This is a genomic window from Erwinia rhapontici, assembly GCF_012271765.1.
GTDB classification, from domain to species: domain Bacteria; phylum Pseudomonadota; class Gammaproteobacteria; order Enterobacterales; family Enterobacteriaceae; genus Erwinia; species Erwinia rhapontici.
Window position 1 is genome coordinate 502404 of the sequence record NZ_VRKO01000013.1, and the last position, 16268, is coordinate 518671.

Consider the following 16268-nt stretch of genomic DNA (forward strand, 5'->3'; position numbering starts at 1 on the left):
GTCCTGAAATTAGTGAAGTTGTTACGCAGGGATAATTATTTTCGTCAGCCTCTGGCAACCCATTCCCAACAGGTTAGCTCTTGCGTATAGTAGCAACGTTTTCCTGTACCAACGTTAGCATTACCGGGATGTAGAGTGAGTACAACGCTGTTTCGATGGCCGGTGCGTGTCTATTACGAAGATACCGATGCCGGTGGTGTGGTTTACCACGCCAGCTATGTCGCTTTTTATGAACGGGCACGGACTGAAATGCTGCGCCAGCGCCATTTCAATCAACAGGTTCTGCTGGAACAGCAGGTGGCCTTTGTCGTGCGTCGTATCACGGTTGATTACCTTGCAGCTGCACGCCTCGACGATATGCTCGATGTGCAAAGCGAGGTTATTGGCATGACCAGAACGACCATGACATTCGCACAACGCATCGTTAATGCAGAAGGCCGTGTGCTCAATGAAGCAGAGGTCCTGATCGCCTGCATCAATCCACATCTAATGAAGCCGATAGCGCTTCCCAAGTCTATTGTCGCGGAGTTCAAGCAGTGACTGACATGAACATTCTTGATTTGTTCCTGAAGGCGAGCCTTCTGGTCAAACTTATCATGTTGATATTGATCGGATTTTCTATCGCCTCCTGGGCTGTAATCATTCAGCGTACCCGTATTTTGAATGCGGCCACGCGTGATGCAGATGCCTTCGAAGATAAGTTTTGGTCCGGTATCGAACTGTCTCGTCTCTATCAGGAAAGCCAGGCCCGTCGCGATGAGCTGGGCGGTTCTGAGCAGATTTTCTATGCGGGTTTTAAAGAGTTTGCCCGTCTGCATCGTGCTAACAACCATGCGCCGGAAGCGGTCGTGGAGGGGGCGACGCGTGCCATGCGTATTTCCATGAACCGTGAACTGGAAGCGCTGGAAAACCATATACCTTTCCTGGGTACCGTAGGTTCCATCAGCCCTTATATTGGTCTGTTTGGTACGGTATGGGGGATTATGCATGCCTTCATCGCGCTGGGCGCGGTGAAACAGGCCACCTTACAGATGGTGGCACCGGGTATTGCTGAAGCACTGATTGCAACTGCAATTGGTCTGTTTGCGGCCATCCCTGCGGTCATGGCTTACAACCGCCTGACGCAGCGTGTGAACAAACTTGAGCAGAACTACGACAACTTTATGGAAGAGTTCACGGCTATCCTGCATCGTCAGGCGTTCTCTAGCGACGTAAGCAAGTAAGTCGGAGGTTAGCATGGCCAGAAGGCGTGGTCGCGGTCGCCGCGACGTCAAGTCCGAGATCAATATTGTTCCGTTGCTGGACGTGCTGCTGGTGCTGTTGCTGATTTTCATGGCAACGGCGCCGATCATCACTCAAAGTGTGGAAGTTGACCTCCCGGACGCTACAGATTCTAAAACCGTCTCCAGCGATGATAATCCTCCTGTGATTGTTGAAGTCGCGGGTGTCGGGCAGTACAGCCTGGTGGTCGATCACGATCGGATGGAGCAGTTGCCAGCGGAACAAGTGGTGGCCGAAGCGCAGCGTCGCATTACGGCTAACCCGAAAACGGTGTTCCTGATTGGCGGGGCCAAAGAGGTTCCTTACGAGGAAATCATCAAGGCGCTGAACTTGCTGCATCAGGCAGGCGTGAAGTCTGTCGGATTAATGACGCAGCCGATTTAATTCATTCGAACCGTTTTTGGGAACCGAGAGTGTCGAAGGCAACCGAGCAAGACGAAAAGTTAAAACGAGCGATAACAATATCAGTCATCTTCCACATTATTCTGGTGGCCGTGCTGGTATGGAGTTCGTTTGACGAAAACATCGACGCCAGCGGCGGTGGTGGCGGTAGCGATATTGATGCAGTCATGGTCGATCCTGGCGCGGTGGTAGAACAGTACAATCGTCAGCAAAATCAGCAGAGCGACAGCAAGCGTGCCGAGCAACAACGTCAGAAGCAGGCTAAACAGCAGGCGGAAGAGTTGCAGCAGAAACAGGCCGCAGAACAGCAAAGGCTGAAACAGATCGAGAAAGAACGTCTGCAGGCGCAGGAAGATGCCAAACAGCAGGCGGCAGAACAGGCCGCCGAGCAGAAGCAAGCCGCGGATGCGGCGAAGCAGGCACAGCAGGAGCAGAAACAGGCTGAAGCCGCCGCGGCAAAAGCCAAAGCCGATGCGAAAGCCCAGGCGGATGCCCAGGCGAAGTCTGCTGCTGATGCACAGAAAAAAGCTGCAGAAGAAGCGAAAAAAGCGGCTGCTGATGCGAAGAAAGAAGCCGAAGCAGAAGCGAAACAGGCCGCTGCGGAAGCCGCTAAAGTGAAAGCGGCAGCGGATGCAAAAGCCAAAGCGACTGCTGAGGCAAAAGCGGCGGCGGATGCGAAGGCTGCTGCTCAGGAAGCCAAAGCACAGGCGGCGGCTGAGGCGAAAGAAAAAGCAGCGGAAGAAGCCAAAGAGAAAGCGGCGACTGCTGCCAAAGAAAAAGCGGAAGCGGCTGCAAAAGCGAAAGCTGATGCCGCAGCGAAAGCCAAATCCGATGCCGCAGCCAAGAAGAAAGCAGCAGCTGAAGCCGCGAAAGAGTCGGGTGATGTCGGTGACTTACTGGGTGACCTGACCTCAGGTAAAAATGCGCCGAAGTCGGGTAACGCTGCTGGCGGCGGTGGTGCTGCGGGGCAGGGTACGCAGAAAAAATCGGGTGCATCCGGTGCTGCTATCGACAGTTACCTCGGACAGGTTAAAGGCGCGATTCAAAGTAAATTGTATAATGCGGATACTTTCGCCGGGCAAACCTGCGATATCCGCATCAAACTGGCTCCGGACGGGCTGCTGATTTCAGCGACGACGGCCGGTGGTGATGCTGCGCTCTGTCAGGCCGCGTTAAGTGCTGCTCGTACTGCTAAAATTCCAAAACCGCCTACCCAGGATGTCTGGCAGGCGGTGAAAGAAGCGACAGTCGAGTTTAAACTGTAAGAATTCGGTCATCAGCGGCATGTTGAACTATGTTTTGCATGCCGTACTCTTAGGTTTCTTGATACAAGGCTAATTATCGTGGGTGCTATGCCCGGATAAGGGAGAAAGAATGAAGCAGGCATTTCGTGTAGCGCTGAGTTTTTTAATGCTGTTTGTCGCGGTCGCGCATGCAGAAGTTCGCATTGAAATTACTCAGGGTGTGAATTCCGCACGTCCTATCGGCGTTGTGCCGTTTAAATGGGATGGTCCAGGTGCCGCACCGGAAGATATTGGTGGCATTGTTGCTGCCGACTTGCGTAACAGCGGTAAATTCAATCCAATCGATCGTTCACGTTTACCACAGCAGCCAACCTCTGCTGCCGAAGTGCAGCCCGCTGCATGGAGCGCGCTGGGCATTGATGCCGTCGTGGTAGGCCAGGTTCAGCCAGGTGCTGACGGCAGCTATACAGTTTCCTACCAGTTGGTCGATACCTCGGCTAACCCTGGCGCTGTGCTGGCGCAGAATCAGTTCAAAGTGACAAAACAGTGGTTACGTTATGCGGCGCATACAGCCAGTGATGAAAGCTTTGAAAAACTGACCAGCATCAAAGGGGCATTCCGTACCCGTATTGCTTACGTAGTGCAGACCAACGGCGGTCAATTCCCGTATGAACTGCGCGTATCTGATTACGATGGTTACAACCAGTTTGTTGTGCATCGTTCACCAGAACCACTGATGTCACCAGCCTGGTCTCCAGATGGTAGCAAAGTGGCTTACGTGACCTTTGAAAGCGGTAAGTCTGCACTGGTTATCCAGACGCTGGCGAATGGCGCGATCAGGCAGGTTGCTTCGTTCCCACGTCACAACGGTGCGCCAGCCTTCTCTCCAGATGGCAGCAAACTGGCGTTTGCGTTATCAAAAACGGGTAGCCTGAATCTGTATGTGATGGACATTGGTTCTGGTCAGATTCGTCAGATCACTGATGGTCGTTATAACAGCACCGAACCAACCTGGTTCCCGGACAGCCAGAGTCTGGCTTACACCTCCGATCAGGCAGGTCGTCCACAAATTTATAAAATCAGCGCAAGCGGCGGTACAGCTCAACGTATTACCTGGGAAGGTTCTCAGAACCAGGACTCAGACGTCAGCTCTGATGGCAAATCAATGGTGATGGTCAGCACCAATGGCGGTGCTCAACACATCGCCCGACAAGATCTGGTAACGGGAGCCGTTCAACAATTAACGGACACGTTCCTGGATGAGACGCCAAGTCTCGCACCTAACGGCACAATGGTAATCTATAGCTCTACTCAGGGTATGGGTTCCGTATTGCAGTTGGTTTCGACGGATGGGCGTTTCAAAGCGCGTCTTCCGGCAACTGATGGACAGGTCAAATTTCCTGCCTGGTCGCCGTATCTGTGATGCATGTGTAAATATGTATGGCAAACTATAATAGGAATTAAATAATGCAACTGAACAAAGTGCTGAAAGGCTTAATGCTGGCACTGCCAGTAATCGCAGTGGCTGCATGTAGCTCTCATAAGAACAACAACAACGACCAGACTAACGGTCTTGGTGACGGTTCTAACAGCGGCATGAACAGCGGTAACATGTCTTCTGACGAGCAGGCACGTCTGCAGATGCAAGAACTGCAGAAAAACAACATCGTATACTTCGGTCTGGACAAGTATGACATCGCTTCTGACTTCGCTCAGATGCTGGATGCGCACGCTAACTTCCTGCGTAGCAACCCATCATACAAAGTGACCGTAGAAGGTCATGCGGATGAGCGCGGTACACCTGAATACAACATCGCCCTGGGCGAACGTCGTGCTTCAGCTGTTAAAATGTACCTGCAGGGTAAAGGCGTTTCTGCTGACCAGATCTCTATCGTTTCTTACGGTAAAGAAAAACCTGCAGTACTGGGTCACGACGAATCAGCTTATGCTAAAAACCGTCGTGCAGTACTGGTTTACTAAGAGAATCACATGATTAGTAGCTTCAGAACTCACCTGTTGAGTCTGTCGTTACTGGTTGGCGTAGCGGCCCCCTGGGCCGCTAATGCCCAGGCAACAATCAGTAACGTTGGCTCCGGCTCGGTTGAAGACCGTGTCACTACACTTGAGCGTATTTCTAATGCTCAGGCGCAACTCCTCCAGCAACTTCAGCAGCAACTTTCCGAAACTCAAAATGATATTGACTCACTACGTGGTCAAATTCAGGAAAACAGCTATCAGCTGAATCAGGTTGTGGAGCGTCAGAAAGGACTTTACCAGCAGATTGACAGTCTCAGCAGCGGTGGTGCAAACGCCGGTGCAGCGGCCGCGTCAGGTGCGGGTGCGGCAGCCGCCGATACGTCCTCTGACGGCAGCAATGCAGCGGCAGCAGCTCCTGCTGCCGCTGCTGCCCCGACCCAAAGTGGGGATGCGAATACCGATTACAATGCGGCAGTGGCGCTGGTACTGGAGAAAAAACAGTACGATCAGGCTATCGCAGCATTTCAGTCCTTTGTGAAGAAATACCCGGATTCGACTTTTCAGCCTAACGCGAACTATTGGCTTGGTCAGTTGAATTACAACAAAGGCAAAAAAGACGATGCCGCGTTTTATTTCGCGACTGTTGTCAAAAATTACCCAAAATCACCGAAGAGTGCAGATGCGCTGCTGAAGGTGGGGGTGATCATGCAGGAAAAAGGCGACAAGGCGAAAGCCAAAGCGGTCTATCAGCAGGTGGTCAAACTGTACCCTAACAGTGAAGCCGCAAAACAGGCACAAAAGCGCTCAGCGGCACTCTGATTGGCGTGATTGAGCTCATTTTAGCCTGAAATATGGTCTTACCGCGTGAAAGCTAAGCAGTTGAACAACTTATCCTGAAATAGTGGTTGCGCTGGAAATTCAAATCAGTAATATATGCCGCCGTTGCCGGGGGATATGTTAAGAGACGCCAGCAGCACAAAAGTGGGTCGTTAGCTCAGTTGGTAGAGCAGTTGACTTTTAATCAATTGGTCGCAGGTTCGAATCCTGCACGACCCACCACTATTAAGTTTTAAACGGTGTAAACCGTGAAGGATGAGAACCGTAAAGGTTCGAGTCGAGCGAAAGCGAGACAACGTTGCTTCAGCAACGGCCCGTAGGGCGAAGTCATCCTGCACCACCCACCAGTATTAAGTTTTAAAACGGTGTAAACCGTGCTTTGAAGTTTCGATATGGGTGATTAGCTCAGTTGGTAGAGCATCTCCTTTACACGGAGGGGGTCGGCGGTTCGAGCCCGTCATCACCCACCATATCGGGTCGTTAGCTCAGTTGGTAGAGCAGTTGACTTTTAATCAATTGGTCGCAGGTTCGAATCCTGCACGACCCACCATCTCTTAAGAGATAAACATGCGTAGCAGTTCTGATATGGGTGATTAGCTCAGTTGGTAGAGCATCTCCTTTACACGGAGGGGGTCGGCGGTTCGAGCCCGTCATCACCCACCATATCGGGTCGTTAGCTCAGTTGGTAGAGCAGTTGACTTTTAATCAATTGGTCGCAGGTTCGAATCCTGCACGACCCACCACTTCAAAGTCGTAAGCGGTGTAAACCGTGAAGGATGAGAACCGTAAAAGGTTCGAGTCGAGCGAAAGCGAGACAACGTTGCTTCAGCAACGGCCCGAAGGGCGAAGTCATCCTGCACGACCCACCACTTCAAAGTAGTCAGTTATAGCGTAGTCCAGTTTTACCGCATTGCGGGTCGTTAGCTCAGTTGGTAGAGCAGTTGACTTTTAATCAATTGGTCGCAGGTTCGAATCCTGCACGACCCACCATCTCTTAAGAGATAAACATGCGTAGCAGTTCTGATATGGGTGATTAGCTCAGTTGGTAGAGCATCTCCTTTACACGGAGGGGGTCGGCGGTTCGAGCCCGTCATCACCCACCATATCGGGTCGTTAGCTCAGTTGGTAGAGCAGTTGACTTTTAATCAATTGGTCGCAGGTTCGAATCCTGCACGACCCACCAGTGTAAGAAGGCGCCCTAAAGGCGCCTTTTTGCTGTCTGCGATTCGTGTAGGGTGAGAACCTGCAGCAGGTTCGAGTCGAACGCAGTGAGACAGCGTTGCCAAAGGCAACGACCCGGAGGGCGAGGCGAAGCCGAGTCATCCTGCACGACCCACCAATGTAAGAAGGCGCCCTAAAGGCGCCTTTTTGCTGTCTGCGATTCGGGCAGTATGAGAACCTGCAGCAGGTTCGAGTCGAACGTAGTGAGACAGCGTTGCCGAAGGCAACGACCCGGAGGGCGAGGCAAAGCCGAGTCATCCTGCACGACCCACCAATGTAAGAAGGCGCCCTAAAGGCGCCTTTTTGCTGTCTGCGATTCGGGCAGTATGAGAACCTGCAGCAGGTTCGAGTCGAACGCAGTGAGACAGCGTTGCCAAAGGCAACGACCCGGAGGGCGAGGCGAAGCCGAGTCATCCTGCACGACCCACCAGTGTAAGAAGGCGCCCTAAAGGCGCCTTTTTGCTGTCTGCGATTTGAGTGTCCGGTCGCCCCGTTCCTTTATACCAATTTTCCACTGTGCCAGATATGCATCACCGCATAGCTGCGCCACGGACGCCACGCCTGTGAACACTCCTCCGCCTGTTTAACGCTAAGACCACCGAGATTATTGCGTACCACAATATCTCCCGCCGGAAACGCGTCAGGCCAGCGTAATGCGCGCATAGCGAGGTATTTCGCCGTCCAGTCACCAATGCCAGGCAAGGCTAACAGTTGTGCAATCGTATCGTCAGGATTGCTGACGATATCCAGTTGCAGTTTCTCCAGAGCACACTGTTCCGCCAACGCCAGGATACAGCGGGTGCGGGCACTGACAATCCCCAGGCGGGCAATCTCATCCACACTGCATTGCGCCACCCGGGCTGGCAGGGGAGAAAGATGTGTCAGTTCGGCAAAGGGCGTGGCGATCTCTTCTCCCAGTGCGGTGGCGAAGCGTCCACCCAATGTGGCAGCGGCTTTCACTGTGATCTGCTGGCCGAGAATCGCACGCACGGCCATCTCAAAACCGTCGAACGCACCGGGAACCCGTAATCCGGGATGCGCCAGCACCGAGGCGTGCAACAACGGGTCCTGTCCCAGGTGCTCTGCAATCAGGTCAGGGCGGGCATTCAGGTCAAACAGATTTCTCAGTCGGCGCAGCAGCACAGGCAAAACGGCATTCAGTGAATGTGTGAACTCAACCTGCAGCATATTTTTCTCTGCCTGCTGCGTCACTCTTATCCATCCATAATGCGGCCCCAGACGCACGGTACGGGCATAACTGACATCATCTACACTCTCTACGCCCAGCAGCGCACGACGGCGCAGGAAGGCCAGCATCGCCTCCCAGTCATAAGGAGGGCGATAGCTGAGCTGCAATGTTGACGTGTCGTTGCTGTCGATGCCTCCTTCTCTGATCTTCATGTTCTTACGCAAATGCGAAGGGGGCATACGATACTGGCTGCTGAACGCAGCGTTAAAACGACGCAGGCTGGAAAACCCACTGGCAAACGCAATTTGCGTGACGGGCAAATGGGTTTCGCTCAATAACTGTTTAGCCAGCAGCAATCGCCGGGTTTGGCGTAACTCCTGTGGCGAAACGCCCAGCTCTTTATGAACAATGCGGCGAAGTTGACGCAGACTGAGATGAAAACTGGCAGCAATCTCTTCCAGGCTGTCGACCTGCTCAATCATCCCTTCATCAATACGCTGCATCAACCGTTCGGCAATACGCTGACTGTGATCGACAGGCGCATGGCCGGGAGCCAGCTCGGGTCTGCAACGGAGGCAGGGCCGAAAGGTGGCTTTTTCTGCCGCTTCAGCGCTGTCGAAAAACAGGCAGTTCTCCGCACGTGGTGCCTTCACCGGGCAAACGGGACGACAATAAATGCCGGTTGAGGTCACACCCACGTAGAATATGCCGTCAAAACGCGCATCGCGTGAGGTGAGGGCGCGGTAAGCTGAGACTGGGTCAATCATCGTTATGTCCTGTCGCACAGAATTCACTTCAGATTAGGTGTTTAGCGCATCCAGTACTCGCCGTTTGCGGACACAACATTATTCTGTACTGATGTCCGAAAACGGCCAGTGATATGCCATCCCCAGGGCATAATAGCGCGTACCCCAGACAGAGAAGGAGAGGGAAGATGGCTTTCTACTATAAAATGATGCAATCCCCGGTTGGTGAGTTGAAACTGGTGGCAAGCGAACAGGGTCTCGCCGCTATTCTGTGGGAAAATGATGATCCCAAACGTGTGCGCTTCAGGCCACAGCTGGAAGACACCCACAACGCAACCTTGCTCGAAGCCGAACGGCAGCTGCGCGAATATTTTGCCGGCCATCGCCAGCAGTTCAGCTTGCCGCTGGATTTCATCGGCACGACGTTCCAGAAGCAGGTCTGGGCGGCGTTGATCACCATCCCCTTTGGTGAAACGCGCAGCTACGGGGAAATCGCCCACCAGATCGGCAACCCCAACTCTGTTCGTGCAGTGGGCGCAGCCAATGGAAAAAATCCACTCTCAATTATTGCCCCTTGCCACCGGGTGATTGGCGCCAATGGTAAACTGACCGGATTTGCCGGTGGCCTGGCAGCCAAAGCCTTTTTACTGCGTCTGGAAGGGGGGCAGTTGTGGGCGGAGGAGTCTCTTTGATGATCGGCATCACATCCTGAGGCAAAAGTTAGAAATCCGGCGACATAGGTTCATTTTTCAGCTATCGTGTTTAGCATATAAAACAAACCAGCCGTAGAGTTGGCACCAGATGGGCCTTCTACGTTAATTCGGTTAAGTTGAAGAAACGAGAGTTGCCTTATGAGCCTGATGTTTGATCCCGAAGCCGCTGTTTACCCCTTCCCGCCAAAACCGGCACGTTTATCTGTTGATGAAAAACAGTTCTACCGTGAAAAAATCAAACGCCTGCTGAAAGAGCGTGATGCGGTCATGGTCGCTCATTATTACACCTATCCGGAAATTCAGGCCCTGGCAGAAGAGACCGGTGGCTGCGTCTCTGATTCTCTTGAAATGGCGCGCTTTGGCAGCCAGCACTCTGCTTCCACCCTGCTGGTTGCTGGAGTGCGTTTTATGGGCGAAACGGCCAAGATCCTCAGCCCGGAAAAAACCATTCTGATGCCAACCCTTCAGGCCGAGTGTTCACTCGATCTCGGCTGCCCGATCGAGGAATTCAGCCAATTCTGTGATGCCCATCCTGATCGCACCGTGGTGGTGTATGCCAATACCTCTGCGGCGGTAAAAGCCCGTGCTGACTGGGTGGTGACCTCCAGTATTGCTGTGGAATTGATTGAGCATCTCGACAGTCTGGGAGAGAAAATTATCTGGGCTCCCGATCGCCATCTTGGACAGTATGTCACGCGAAAAAGTGGCGCAGATGTCATTTGCTGGCAGGCGGCCTGTATCGTTCATGACGAGTTTAAAACGCAGGCACTGCAGCGCATGAAGATGCTCTACCCGGAGGCGGCGGTGCTGGTGCATCCTGAATCCCCGCAGGCGATCGTCGAGCTGGCCGATGCCGTTGGCTCTACCAGTCAGCTGATCCATGCCGCGCAGACGATGCCGCATAAGCAGATGATCGTCGCCACCGATCGCGGTATTTTTTATAAAATGCAGCAGGCGTGTCCGGACAAAGAATTGCTGGAAGCGCCGACGGCAGGCGAAGGTGCCACCTGTCGCAGCTGTGCTCACTGCCCGTGGATGGCGATGAACGGCCTGAAAGCGATTGCTGATGGTCTGGAGCAGGGCGGCAGTGAACATGAGATTTTTGTTGATGAAGCACTACGTCAGGCCGCATTGATCCCGCTGGATCGTATGCTAACCTTTGCGGCAGATCTTAAGCTCAAGATCAAAGGTAATGCTTAATTTATAAAATTACAGGATGTCGCAATATGGATTTTTTCAGTACCTCAAATATTCTGGTTCATATTCCTCTCGGGCAGGGTGGCTACGATCTGTCGTGGATCGAAGCGATCGGTACCATTGCCGGTTTGCTGTGTATCTGGCTGGCCAGCCTGGAAAAAATCGTTAACTACGCCTTTGGTCTGATTAACGTCACGTTGTTTGCAGTGATCTTCTTTCAGATCCAGCTTTATGCCAGCCTGCTGCTGCAACTGTTTTTCTTTGTTGCCAATATTTACGGATGGTACGCCTGGAGCCGGCAAACCAGTGATAATCAGCAGGCGCTGAAAATACGCTGGCTACCGATGCCTAAACTGCTCGGCTGGGGCGCGGCAATTGTCGTGGCGATTGCTCTGATGACGCGCTATATCGACCCGGTATTTGCTTTCCTGACCCACACCGCCGTATCGCTGATGCAGGGGCTGGGCATGAACGTGGTGATGCCGCAGCTACAGCCCGATGCGTTCCCCTTCTGGGACTCCTGCATGATGGTGCTGTCGATTGTGGCGATGGTATTGATGACGCGTAAATATGTCGAAAACTGGCTGCTTTGGGTGATTATCAACGTGATCAGCGTGATGATTTTCGCCCGCCAGGGGGTTTATGCGATGGCGCTGGAATATGCCGTGCTGACATTAATCGCCCTCAACGGTTCGTGGCTGTGGGTGAAAAGCGCCCGTCAACGCTGATGCCTGGCTCAGGGCAGACCGTCTGTTTTGGTCTGCCCTGAGCCACGGATACCCTCATTCCAGGCATCTCAATGATGGTGATGTGTGCTGTGGTTCTCCTGAACCCCGTGCAGGCCACAGTCGTCATCTTCACAGCGCTGATACTCCATCTGTACCGTTGCATGCGCAATATGATAGTGCTGACGCAGATAATCCTGAATGCAGTGCAGCAGAGCATCATGATCCCGCGGGGGAATCACCTGGACATGCAGCATAATCACCGGTTTCTCCCCCACCTGCCATAAATGCACATGGTGCACGTGACGGACTTCAGGAATGCTGCGGACCAGGGCGCGTTGCAGCTTATCCACGTCAATATCCCGTGGTGCACCTTCCAGCAATTCGCGACCGCTCTCTTTCATCAACGCCCAGCCGCTGCGCAGTACCAGTAACGACACCAGAACCGATAAAATAGGGTCGATGGGCGTCCAGCCGGTGAGCATGATGATCAGTGCAGCAACAATGGCACCGACTGAGCCAAGCAGATCGCCAAGGACATGCAGTGCTGCGGCCCGCACATTCAGGTTCTTCTCTTCACTGCCGCTGCGCAGCAGCCAGAGCGACAGCAGGTTCGCCAGCAGCCCGCCGATAGCAATGATCAGCATCATACCTCCTGCAATCGGCTGCGGTTGCCGGAAACGCACCAGCGCTTCCCAGACAATCAGGGCAGTAATGACCAGCAGGGCGATCGCATTCACAAAGGCGGCAAGCGTGGTTAAACGCAACAGACCAAATGAGTGCTGTGCCGTCGGTTTGCGCCGGGAAAACTGGGTAGCGAGCAGCGCCAATAGCAGTGCAGCGGCATCGGTGAGCATGTGCCCGGCATCGGCCAGCAGCGCCAGCGAGCCTGAGATCAGTCCACCCGCGACTTCCGCCGCCATAAAAATGGCGGTGACGGCGAAAGCGGCCAGCAGACGGGATCGGTTGGTGTCGGTTTCACCGTGGTTGTGAGCCATAAGATTCCAGTTGAGTTAATAACTTATCGCTTAATGATATCAATAAAGTTAGCGCAGATTTAGGGGGCTGATGGTTTTTTGCCGACTGAATGATCTGCTGGCAAAGTCGTTCCCCTTCGCTATAACCCAGCAGCAGCCAACTTCCCTTCATCCGGTGAGCAGCGCTCTCAAGTACAGGCCAGGCCTCAGCGGCAATGGCTTGATTCATCGCCTCGACATCGCGCGCTAATGTCTCACTCAGTGTCTGGCAGAGGCGCTGAAAATAGTGCACGTCATTGTGGGCAAGCTGGTTCAGACGTTGGGTGATATCCGCAAACAGGTCAGGTGCATCGGCCTGCAACAGCGTAGCGATATCCGCAAGAGACACGGGCTTGAGCAGCAGATGATCGGCAACCTGCTGTGCCTGCGGATGGTTAAGAATATGCGCATCAGCCGAACAGAGCACAATGCGCGTACGGTGCGGCTGATGGCGTTCGCGGCGGCGCAGGATTTTTGCCAGCGTCAGGCCATCCGGATGAGGCATGCTGAAGTCGATAAACAGCAAATCCCATTGCGCCTGTTTTGCGGCATCCAGCAGTGCGCGTCCATTGCCGAAGGTGTCAGCCTGAATGCCACAGTGTGCCAGCTGCTGCTGCATCACCAGTAGGTTAGTGGGATGATCATCGATAATTGCCGCCCGTAAATGGTGGGTCATCGCCGCAACAGGACCCGCCTGTGACGCCACAGGCTGCGGTGGATTGATCACCTGCCACGGCAGCGTGACGCTGACACAGGTGCCTTCGCCAGGTGCCGATTGCAGGTCAATGGTCCCGCCCATGCGACTCACAATTTCACGGCAGATAGAGAGCCCCAGCCCGCTGCCCTGCACTGACAGTTGACGGCCGGAAGGCGTCTGATACCAGGGTTCAAACAGCCGTTGCTGTTCAGCCAGAGGAATGCCGCTGCCGGTATCAGTGACCCGCAGACAGAGGCGGGGCGGATCCTCCAGCGCGGCCAGCGTCAGATGGATCTCGCCTTGCGGGGTAAACTTAATGGCATTCCCCATCAGATTATTGGCGATCTGTTGCAGACGCTCACCATCAATCAGCACCCAGTCGGGCAGGATCGTCAATGCACTGACGTTCAGCTGCGGTCCATTACGGCGAATAAGAGGGGGATAAAAAACGGCCAGATGCTTCAGCCAGCTTTCCGGTTCCAGCGGGCGCGGCACCAGGTTGAAGCTGTTGCTCTCTACTCTGGCATGATCCTGGAGATCATTGAGCAGCGTCAGCAGGCTGGCAGCGCTGCTGTAGATCAACGATAAATTATGGCGCTGAGGTTGTTGTACCAGCTCCAGTTCAAGCAGTCCCAGCACTGCCTGCATTGGCGTGCGCAGCTCGTGGCTGACAGTGGCCAGGAACTGGCTTTTCATGCGGTTTTCCCGAAGAGCCACTTCGCGCTCCTGCTCCAGCCGTTGCCGCTGCTGACGTTCACGACGCTGGTCAAGATAGCGTCTCAGCAGCAGGATCAGCAGGAAGACAATGGCAAACAGCGCCGCCACCAGCACGAACAGCGATATGGGTCGCATGGCTCCCTGATGACCGTCATCAACACTTTCCGGTGTGCTGCCCCAGTTTTCCCGCAGCCGCTGCCAGCTTTCCGCCGGAATCTGTTGCAGGCTATTGTTCAGTAATGCCCGCAGTAGCGGCTGGTCAGGGGCAATGCCCAGGGTAATGGGCCAGGCAGTATCACTGGCAGTAAACGCCAGTTGCAGCGTATTGACATAACGGCTTTGGATACGCCAGCGAGCCGACAGCACATTGTCCACCAGTGCATCAATCTGACCGCTGGCCAGCGCGTCATACAGGCGGGTTGTGTCATCGAACACCTGAGGCTCGGTGCCCGCAGGCAACAGGCGGGAAGCAATATCGCCACGCTTTACCCCGATGCGCTTGCCATTAAGGTCTGCCCAACTGCTGATGCTCTGTTCCGATGGGCGAACGTAAACGCCCCATAACGCTCGCCAGACGGGCTGCGTATTATTCAGCATGGCGTCATTGCCGGTCAGGGGTAACGTCAATTGGATCAGGGCACGACCCTGCGTCACCAGCGTACCCGCCTGCTGAGCATTGCTGACCCAGTAAGGCTGGAAGCGCAACCCGGTGAGCTGGCCAATGCTGTTGAGCAGATCCACACTGTAACCGGCGGGCTGACCGCTGGCATTGCGGTAGCTCCACGGATAATCATCACTGACGGCGGCGTAAATAATCATCGGATGTTCGGCGATCCAGCTGCGTTCCATCGGAGTGAGCCGGGCGGTATTACTGTCCTGATAGCGCGGCAGTGCGCTACTCCAGCGTGCCTGGATGCCGTTGACTACCTCCATAGGGAGCTGACGAATGGCATCGTCCAACTGCTGCGTCAGTGCCGGACTCCGGGTTACTGCTCTGATTTGCAACATACCCGGATCAAGGGGCGAGGCCAGTTGGTAAATTTCACCCTGCTGTAACTGACCAAGCAGGAAACCTGCGCTGGTTTCATCCGCGACCACATAATCACTGTGCTGATTCAACAGACCTGAGAGTGCCTGAACATCGCTGTCAACGATCTGCCAGCGATGCTGTTGGACAAAGGCGGGATTGACGCGTGCCAACGTATCACGGCTGACGCTGATGCGTGCTTCGCTGGAATTAAACATCACCGGACGCAGATTGTTGCGATTACGATAGATGCGCAGTGGGCTGCTAAACCAGGGCTGTGTGGCGCTGATGCCGGGGGGCAAAGGGTGCTGAGGCACGCCGAACAGCACGTCCACTTTCCTCTGCTGTAAGGCTTCCAGCATATCGGGCAGGCGATTAAAGCCCTGTACGTTCATACTCAGGCCGCTGGTTTGCTGTAACGCCACCAGATAGTCTGCATTAATGCCGTAAAGATCGTTGCCCACCACCATATTCCACGGAGAACTGCCGCCAACCAGCACACCAATGCGCAGGTTTTTTAACGATTCTGACGCAGGCGAGGCCAGCGGCATCATCTCCTGTGGCAGGGCAATACTGCTGATGGGCCGCAGACTGGCGCTGACGCTACTGACGAACAGCAGCAGGATAAGCAACAGTGGTCTGGCTATCACTGGCGCGACTGCCACAGCTGTGCCAGTTCAACCACCGACTGTGCCCCGGTTTTATCCATAATATTCTTTTTATGCGTGCTGACCGTTTTATTGCTGATATGCAACTGTTCGGCAATTTGCAGATTGGACTGACCCCGTGCCAGCAGAGCAAGGATCTGCAACTCTTTAGCGGTGAGCTGTTCATGCAGCGTTTCATCCTGCTGCTGGGCAGGGAAAGCCCGTTGTCCCCCCAGCACGGCGAGTACGGCCGATAACAGCTGGCTTAAAGGCTGGCGTTTTGCCACAAAACCCGATGCCCCAGCCGCTTCTGCCAGACGCGGCCAGACACGCTCTTCCTGCGCTGAGTAGATCACCACGGGCAGTGAGGGGGCAAGCCGTTTGATACGTTTAAGCAGTTGCAGACCGTCGCTGTCAGGCAGACCAATATCGAGTATCACCAGGCTGACACGCTGACTGTCGAGTAACGCCAGTGCATCCTGCTGATTTTCAGCAGACAATAAAGTCAGAGGGAATGGCGCATGAACCAGAGCGGCTTCCAGTGCAACCTGCACCAGCGGGTGATCGTCAATCAGCAGCAACGTGGCCATGAAAAAGTCCGAAGTGAAACAGGGGATTCAGGATAGCTGATG

The 16268-nt window shown here is 54.2% G+C and carries 14 protein-coding genes, 8 tRNA genes and 5 other RNA genes; 23 read left to right on the forward strand and 4 right to left on the reverse strand.

Going from position 1 to position 16268, the window contains the following annotated elements; all coding sequences use genetic code 11:
* Nucleotides 1-135 precede the first annotated feature (135 nt).
* The 20 genes from ybgC (at nt 136) to FVB43_RS13545 (ending at nt 7392) form a co-directional block, all read left to right on the forward strand.
* Entirely contained in the window at nt 136-540 is a 405-nt protein-coding gene (gene ybgC / locus FVB43_RS13450) for a tol-pal system-associated acyl-CoA thioesterase (protein WP_133845496.1), read from the forward strand.
* Nucleotides 541-545: 5 nt separating this feature from the next.
* Nucleotides 546-1223, forward strand: coding sequence for a Tol-Pal system protein TolQ (tolQ, locus tag FVB43_RS13455; protein WP_171148735.1), 678 nt, complete (start codon nt 546-548; stop codon nt 1221-1223).
* Between the two features lie 13 nt (nt 1224-1236).
* Nucleotides 1237-1665: a colicin uptake protein TolR gene (gene tolR, locus FVB43_RS13460; RefSeq protein ID WP_062748479.1), complete on the forward strand. Its 429-nt coding sequence runs from the start codon at nt 1237-1239 to the stop codon at nt 1663-1665.
* 29 nt (nt 1666-1694) lie between these two features.
* Nucleotides 1695-2948, forward strand: a complete 1254-nt coding sequence (tolA, locus tag FVB43_RS13465) for a cell envelope integrity protein TolA (protein WP_167864136.1) — start codon at nt 1695-1697, stop codon at nt 2946-2948.
* 109 nt (nt 2949-3057) lie between these two features.
* Nucleotides 3058-4350 carry a Tol-Pal system beta propeller repeat protein TolB gene (tolB, locus tag FVB43_RS13470; RefSeq protein ID WP_159337429.1) on the forward strand — a complete coding sequence of 431 codons (1293 nt, stop codon included), beginning with the start codon at nt 3058-3060 and terminating at the stop codon, nt 4348-4350.
* Nucleotides 4351-4394: 44 nt separating this feature from the next.
* The gene (pal, locus tag FVB43_RS13475) at nt 4395-4907 is read left to right on the forward strand and encodes a peptidoglycan-associated lipoprotein Pal (protein WP_133845490.1); all 513 of its coding nucleotides are present in this window, start codon (nt 4395-4397) and stop codon (nt 4905-4907) included.
* Between the two features lie 9 nt (nt 4908-4916).
* The gene (gene cpoB / locus FVB43_RS13480) at nt 4917-5723 is read left to right on the forward strand and encodes a cell division protein CpoB (RefSeq protein ID WP_159337428.1); all 807 of its coding nucleotides are present in this window, start codon (nt 4917-4919) and stop codon (nt 5721-5723) included.
* A 164-nt stretch (nt 5724-5887) separates the two neighbouring features.
* Nucleotides 5888-5963, forward strand: a tRNA-Lys gene (locus FVB43_RS13485).
* A 12-nt stretch (nt 5964-5975) separates the two neighbouring features.
* Nucleotides 5976-6088: non-coding RNA, RtT sRNA (locus tag FVB43_RS13490), on the forward strand.
* A gap of 47 nt (nt 6089-6135) precedes the next feature.
* Nucleotides 6136-6211, forward strand: a tRNA-Val gene (locus FVB43_RS13495).
* 4 nt (nt 6212-6215) lie between these two features.
* Nucleotides 6216-6291: transfer RNA gene (locus FVB43_RS13500), tRNA-Lys, on the forward strand.
* Between the two features lie 37 nt (nt 6292-6328).
* Nucleotides 6329-6404: transfer RNA gene (locus FVB43_RS13505), tRNA-Val, on the forward strand.
* Between the two features lie 4 nt (nt 6405-6408).
* A tRNA-Lys gene (locus tag FVB43_RS13510) sits at nt 6409-6484 on the forward strand.
* 12 nt (nt 6485-6496) lie between these two features.
* Nucleotides 6497-6610, forward strand: a non-coding RNA gene (locus FVB43_RS13515) — RtT sRNA.
* A 45-nt stretch (nt 6611-6655) separates the two neighbouring features.
* Nucleotides 6656-6731, forward strand: a tRNA-Lys gene (locus FVB43_RS13520).
* Between the two features lie 37 nt (nt 6732-6768).
* A tRNA-Val gene (locus FVB43_RS13525) sits at nt 6769-6844 on the forward strand.
* A gap of 4 nt (nt 6845-6848) precedes the next feature.
* Nucleotides 6849-6924 (forward strand) — tRNA-Lys (locus tag FVB43_RS13530).
* Between the two features lie 31 nt (nt 6925-6955).
* A non-coding RNA gene (locus FVB43_RS13535) (RtT sRNA) lies at nt 6956-7080 on the forward strand.
* A 31-nt stretch (nt 7081-7111) separates the two neighbouring features.
* Nucleotides 7112-7236, forward strand: a non-coding RNA gene (locus FVB43_RS13540) — RtT sRNA.
* Nucleotides 7237-7267: 31 nt separating this feature from the next.
* Nucleotides 7268-7392: non-coding RNA, RtT sRNA (locus FVB43_RS13545), on the forward strand.
* 68 nt (nt 7393-7460) lie between these two features.
* Here FVB43_RS13545 and FVB43_RS13550 read toward each other — a convergent pair.
* Complete coding sequence (locus tag FVB43_RS13550) at nt 7461-8918, reverse strand: DNA-3-methyladenine glycosylase 2 (protein ID WP_167864137.1); 1458 nt, start codon at nt 8916-8918, stop codon at nt 7461-7463.
* A 167-nt stretch (nt 8919-9085) separates the two neighbouring features.
* Between FVB43_RS13550 and FVB43_RS13555 the strand changes: the two genes are divergently transcribed.
* The 3 genes from FVB43_RS13555 to pnuC all read left to right on the forward strand — a co-directional run bounded on the left by FVB43_RS13555 (nt 9086) and on the right by pnuC (nt 11535).
* Complete coding sequence (locus FVB43_RS13555; RefSeq protein ID WP_133841215.1) at nt 9086-9589, forward strand: methylated-DNA--[protein]-cysteine S-methyltransferase; 504 nt, start codon at nt 9086-9088, stop codon at nt 9587-9589.
* Between the two features lie 159 nt (nt 9590-9748).
* A complete protein-coding gene (gene nadA / locus FVB43_RS13560; protein ID WP_167864138.1) occupies nt 9749-10810 on the forward strand; it encodes a quinolinate synthase NadA in 1062 nt (353 codons plus the stop codon).
* Nucleotides 10811-10836: 26 nt separating this feature from the next.
* Entirely contained in the window at nt 10837-11535 is a 699-nt protein-coding gene (pnuC, locus tag FVB43_RS13565) for a nicotinamide riboside transporter PnuC (protein ID WP_167864139.1), read from the forward strand.
* 68 nt (nt 11536-11603) lie between these two features.
* Here the strand turns inward: pnuC and zitB are convergent, their stop codons facing one another.
* The 3 genes from zitB to FVB43_RS13580 are packed head-to-tail and all read right to left on the reverse strand — an operon-like array spanning nt 11604 to nt 16226.
* Nucleotides 11604-12530, reverse strand: a complete 927-nt coding sequence (gene zitB / locus FVB43_RS13570; protein WP_133841212.1) for a CDF family zinc transporter ZitB — start codon at nt 12528-12530, stop codon at nt 11604-11606.
* Nucleotides 12511-15654 carry an ATP-binding protein gene (locus FVB43_RS13575; RefSeq protein WP_242462148.1) on the reverse strand — a complete coding sequence of 1048 codons (3144 nt, stop codon included), beginning with the start codon at nt 15652-15654 and terminating at the stop codon, nt 12511-12513. The genes zitB and FVB43_RS13575 overlap by 20 nt, the downstream gene beginning before the upstream one ends.
* Nucleotides 15636-16226 (reverse strand): response regulator transcription factor, encoded by a 591-nt coding sequence (locus tag FVB43_RS13580; RefSeq protein WP_133841211.1) that lies wholly within the window; start codon nt 16224-16226, stop codon nt 15636-15638. Before FVB43_RS13580 ends, FVB43_RS13575 begins: the two co-directional genes overlap by 19 nt.
* Between the last annotated feature and the right edge of the window lie 42 nt (nt 16227-16268).

What these genes read in the sequence shown, in the direction of transcription:
- tolQ (WP_171148735.1), top strand. Translation starts at nt 546, where the DNA reads ATGAACATTCTTGATTTGTTCCTGAAGGCGAGCCTTCTGGTCAAACTT.
- zitB (WP_133841212.1), bottom strand. Translation starts at nt 12,530, where the DNA reads ATGGCTCACAACCACGGTGAAACCGACACCAACCGATCCCGTCTGCTG.
- pal (WP_133845490.1), top strand. Translation starts at nt 4,395, where the DNA reads ATGCAACTGAACAAAGTGCTGAAAGGCTTAATGCTGGCACTGCCAGTA.
- tolR (WP_062748479.1), top strand. Translation starts at nt 1,237, where the DNA reads ATGGCCAGAAGGCGTGGTCGCGGTCGCCGCGACGTCAAGTCCGAGATC.
- FVB43_RS13550 (WP_167864137.1), bottom strand. Translation starts at nt 8,918, where the DNA reads ATGATTGACCCAGTCTCAGCTTACCGCGCCCTCACCTCACGCGATGCG.
- nadA (WP_167864138.1), top strand. Translation starts at nt 9,749, where the DNA reads ATGAGCCTGATGTTTGATCCCGAAGCCGCTGTTTACCCCTTCCCGCCA.
- tolB (WP_159337429.1), top strand. Translation starts at nt 3,058, where the DNA reads ATGAAGCAGGCATTTCGTGTAGCGCTGAGTTTTTTAATGCTGTTTGTC.
- pnuC (WP_167864139.1), top strand. Translation starts at nt 10,837, where the DNA reads ATGGATTTTTTCAGTACCTCAAATATTCTGGTTCATATTCCTCTCGGG.
- FVB43_RS13555 (WP_133841215.1), top strand. Translation starts at nt 9,086, where the DNA reads ATGGCTTTCTACTATAAAATGATGCAATCCCCGGTTGGTGAGTTGAAA.
- FVB43_RS13580 (WP_133841211.1), bottom strand. Translation starts at nt 16,226, where the DNA reads ATGGCCACGTTGCTGCTGATTGACGATCACCCGCTGGTGCAGGTTGCA.
- cpoB (WP_159337428.1), top strand. Translation starts at nt 4,917, where the DNA reads ATGATTAGTAGCTTCAGAACTCACCTGTTGAGTCTGTCGTTACTGGTT.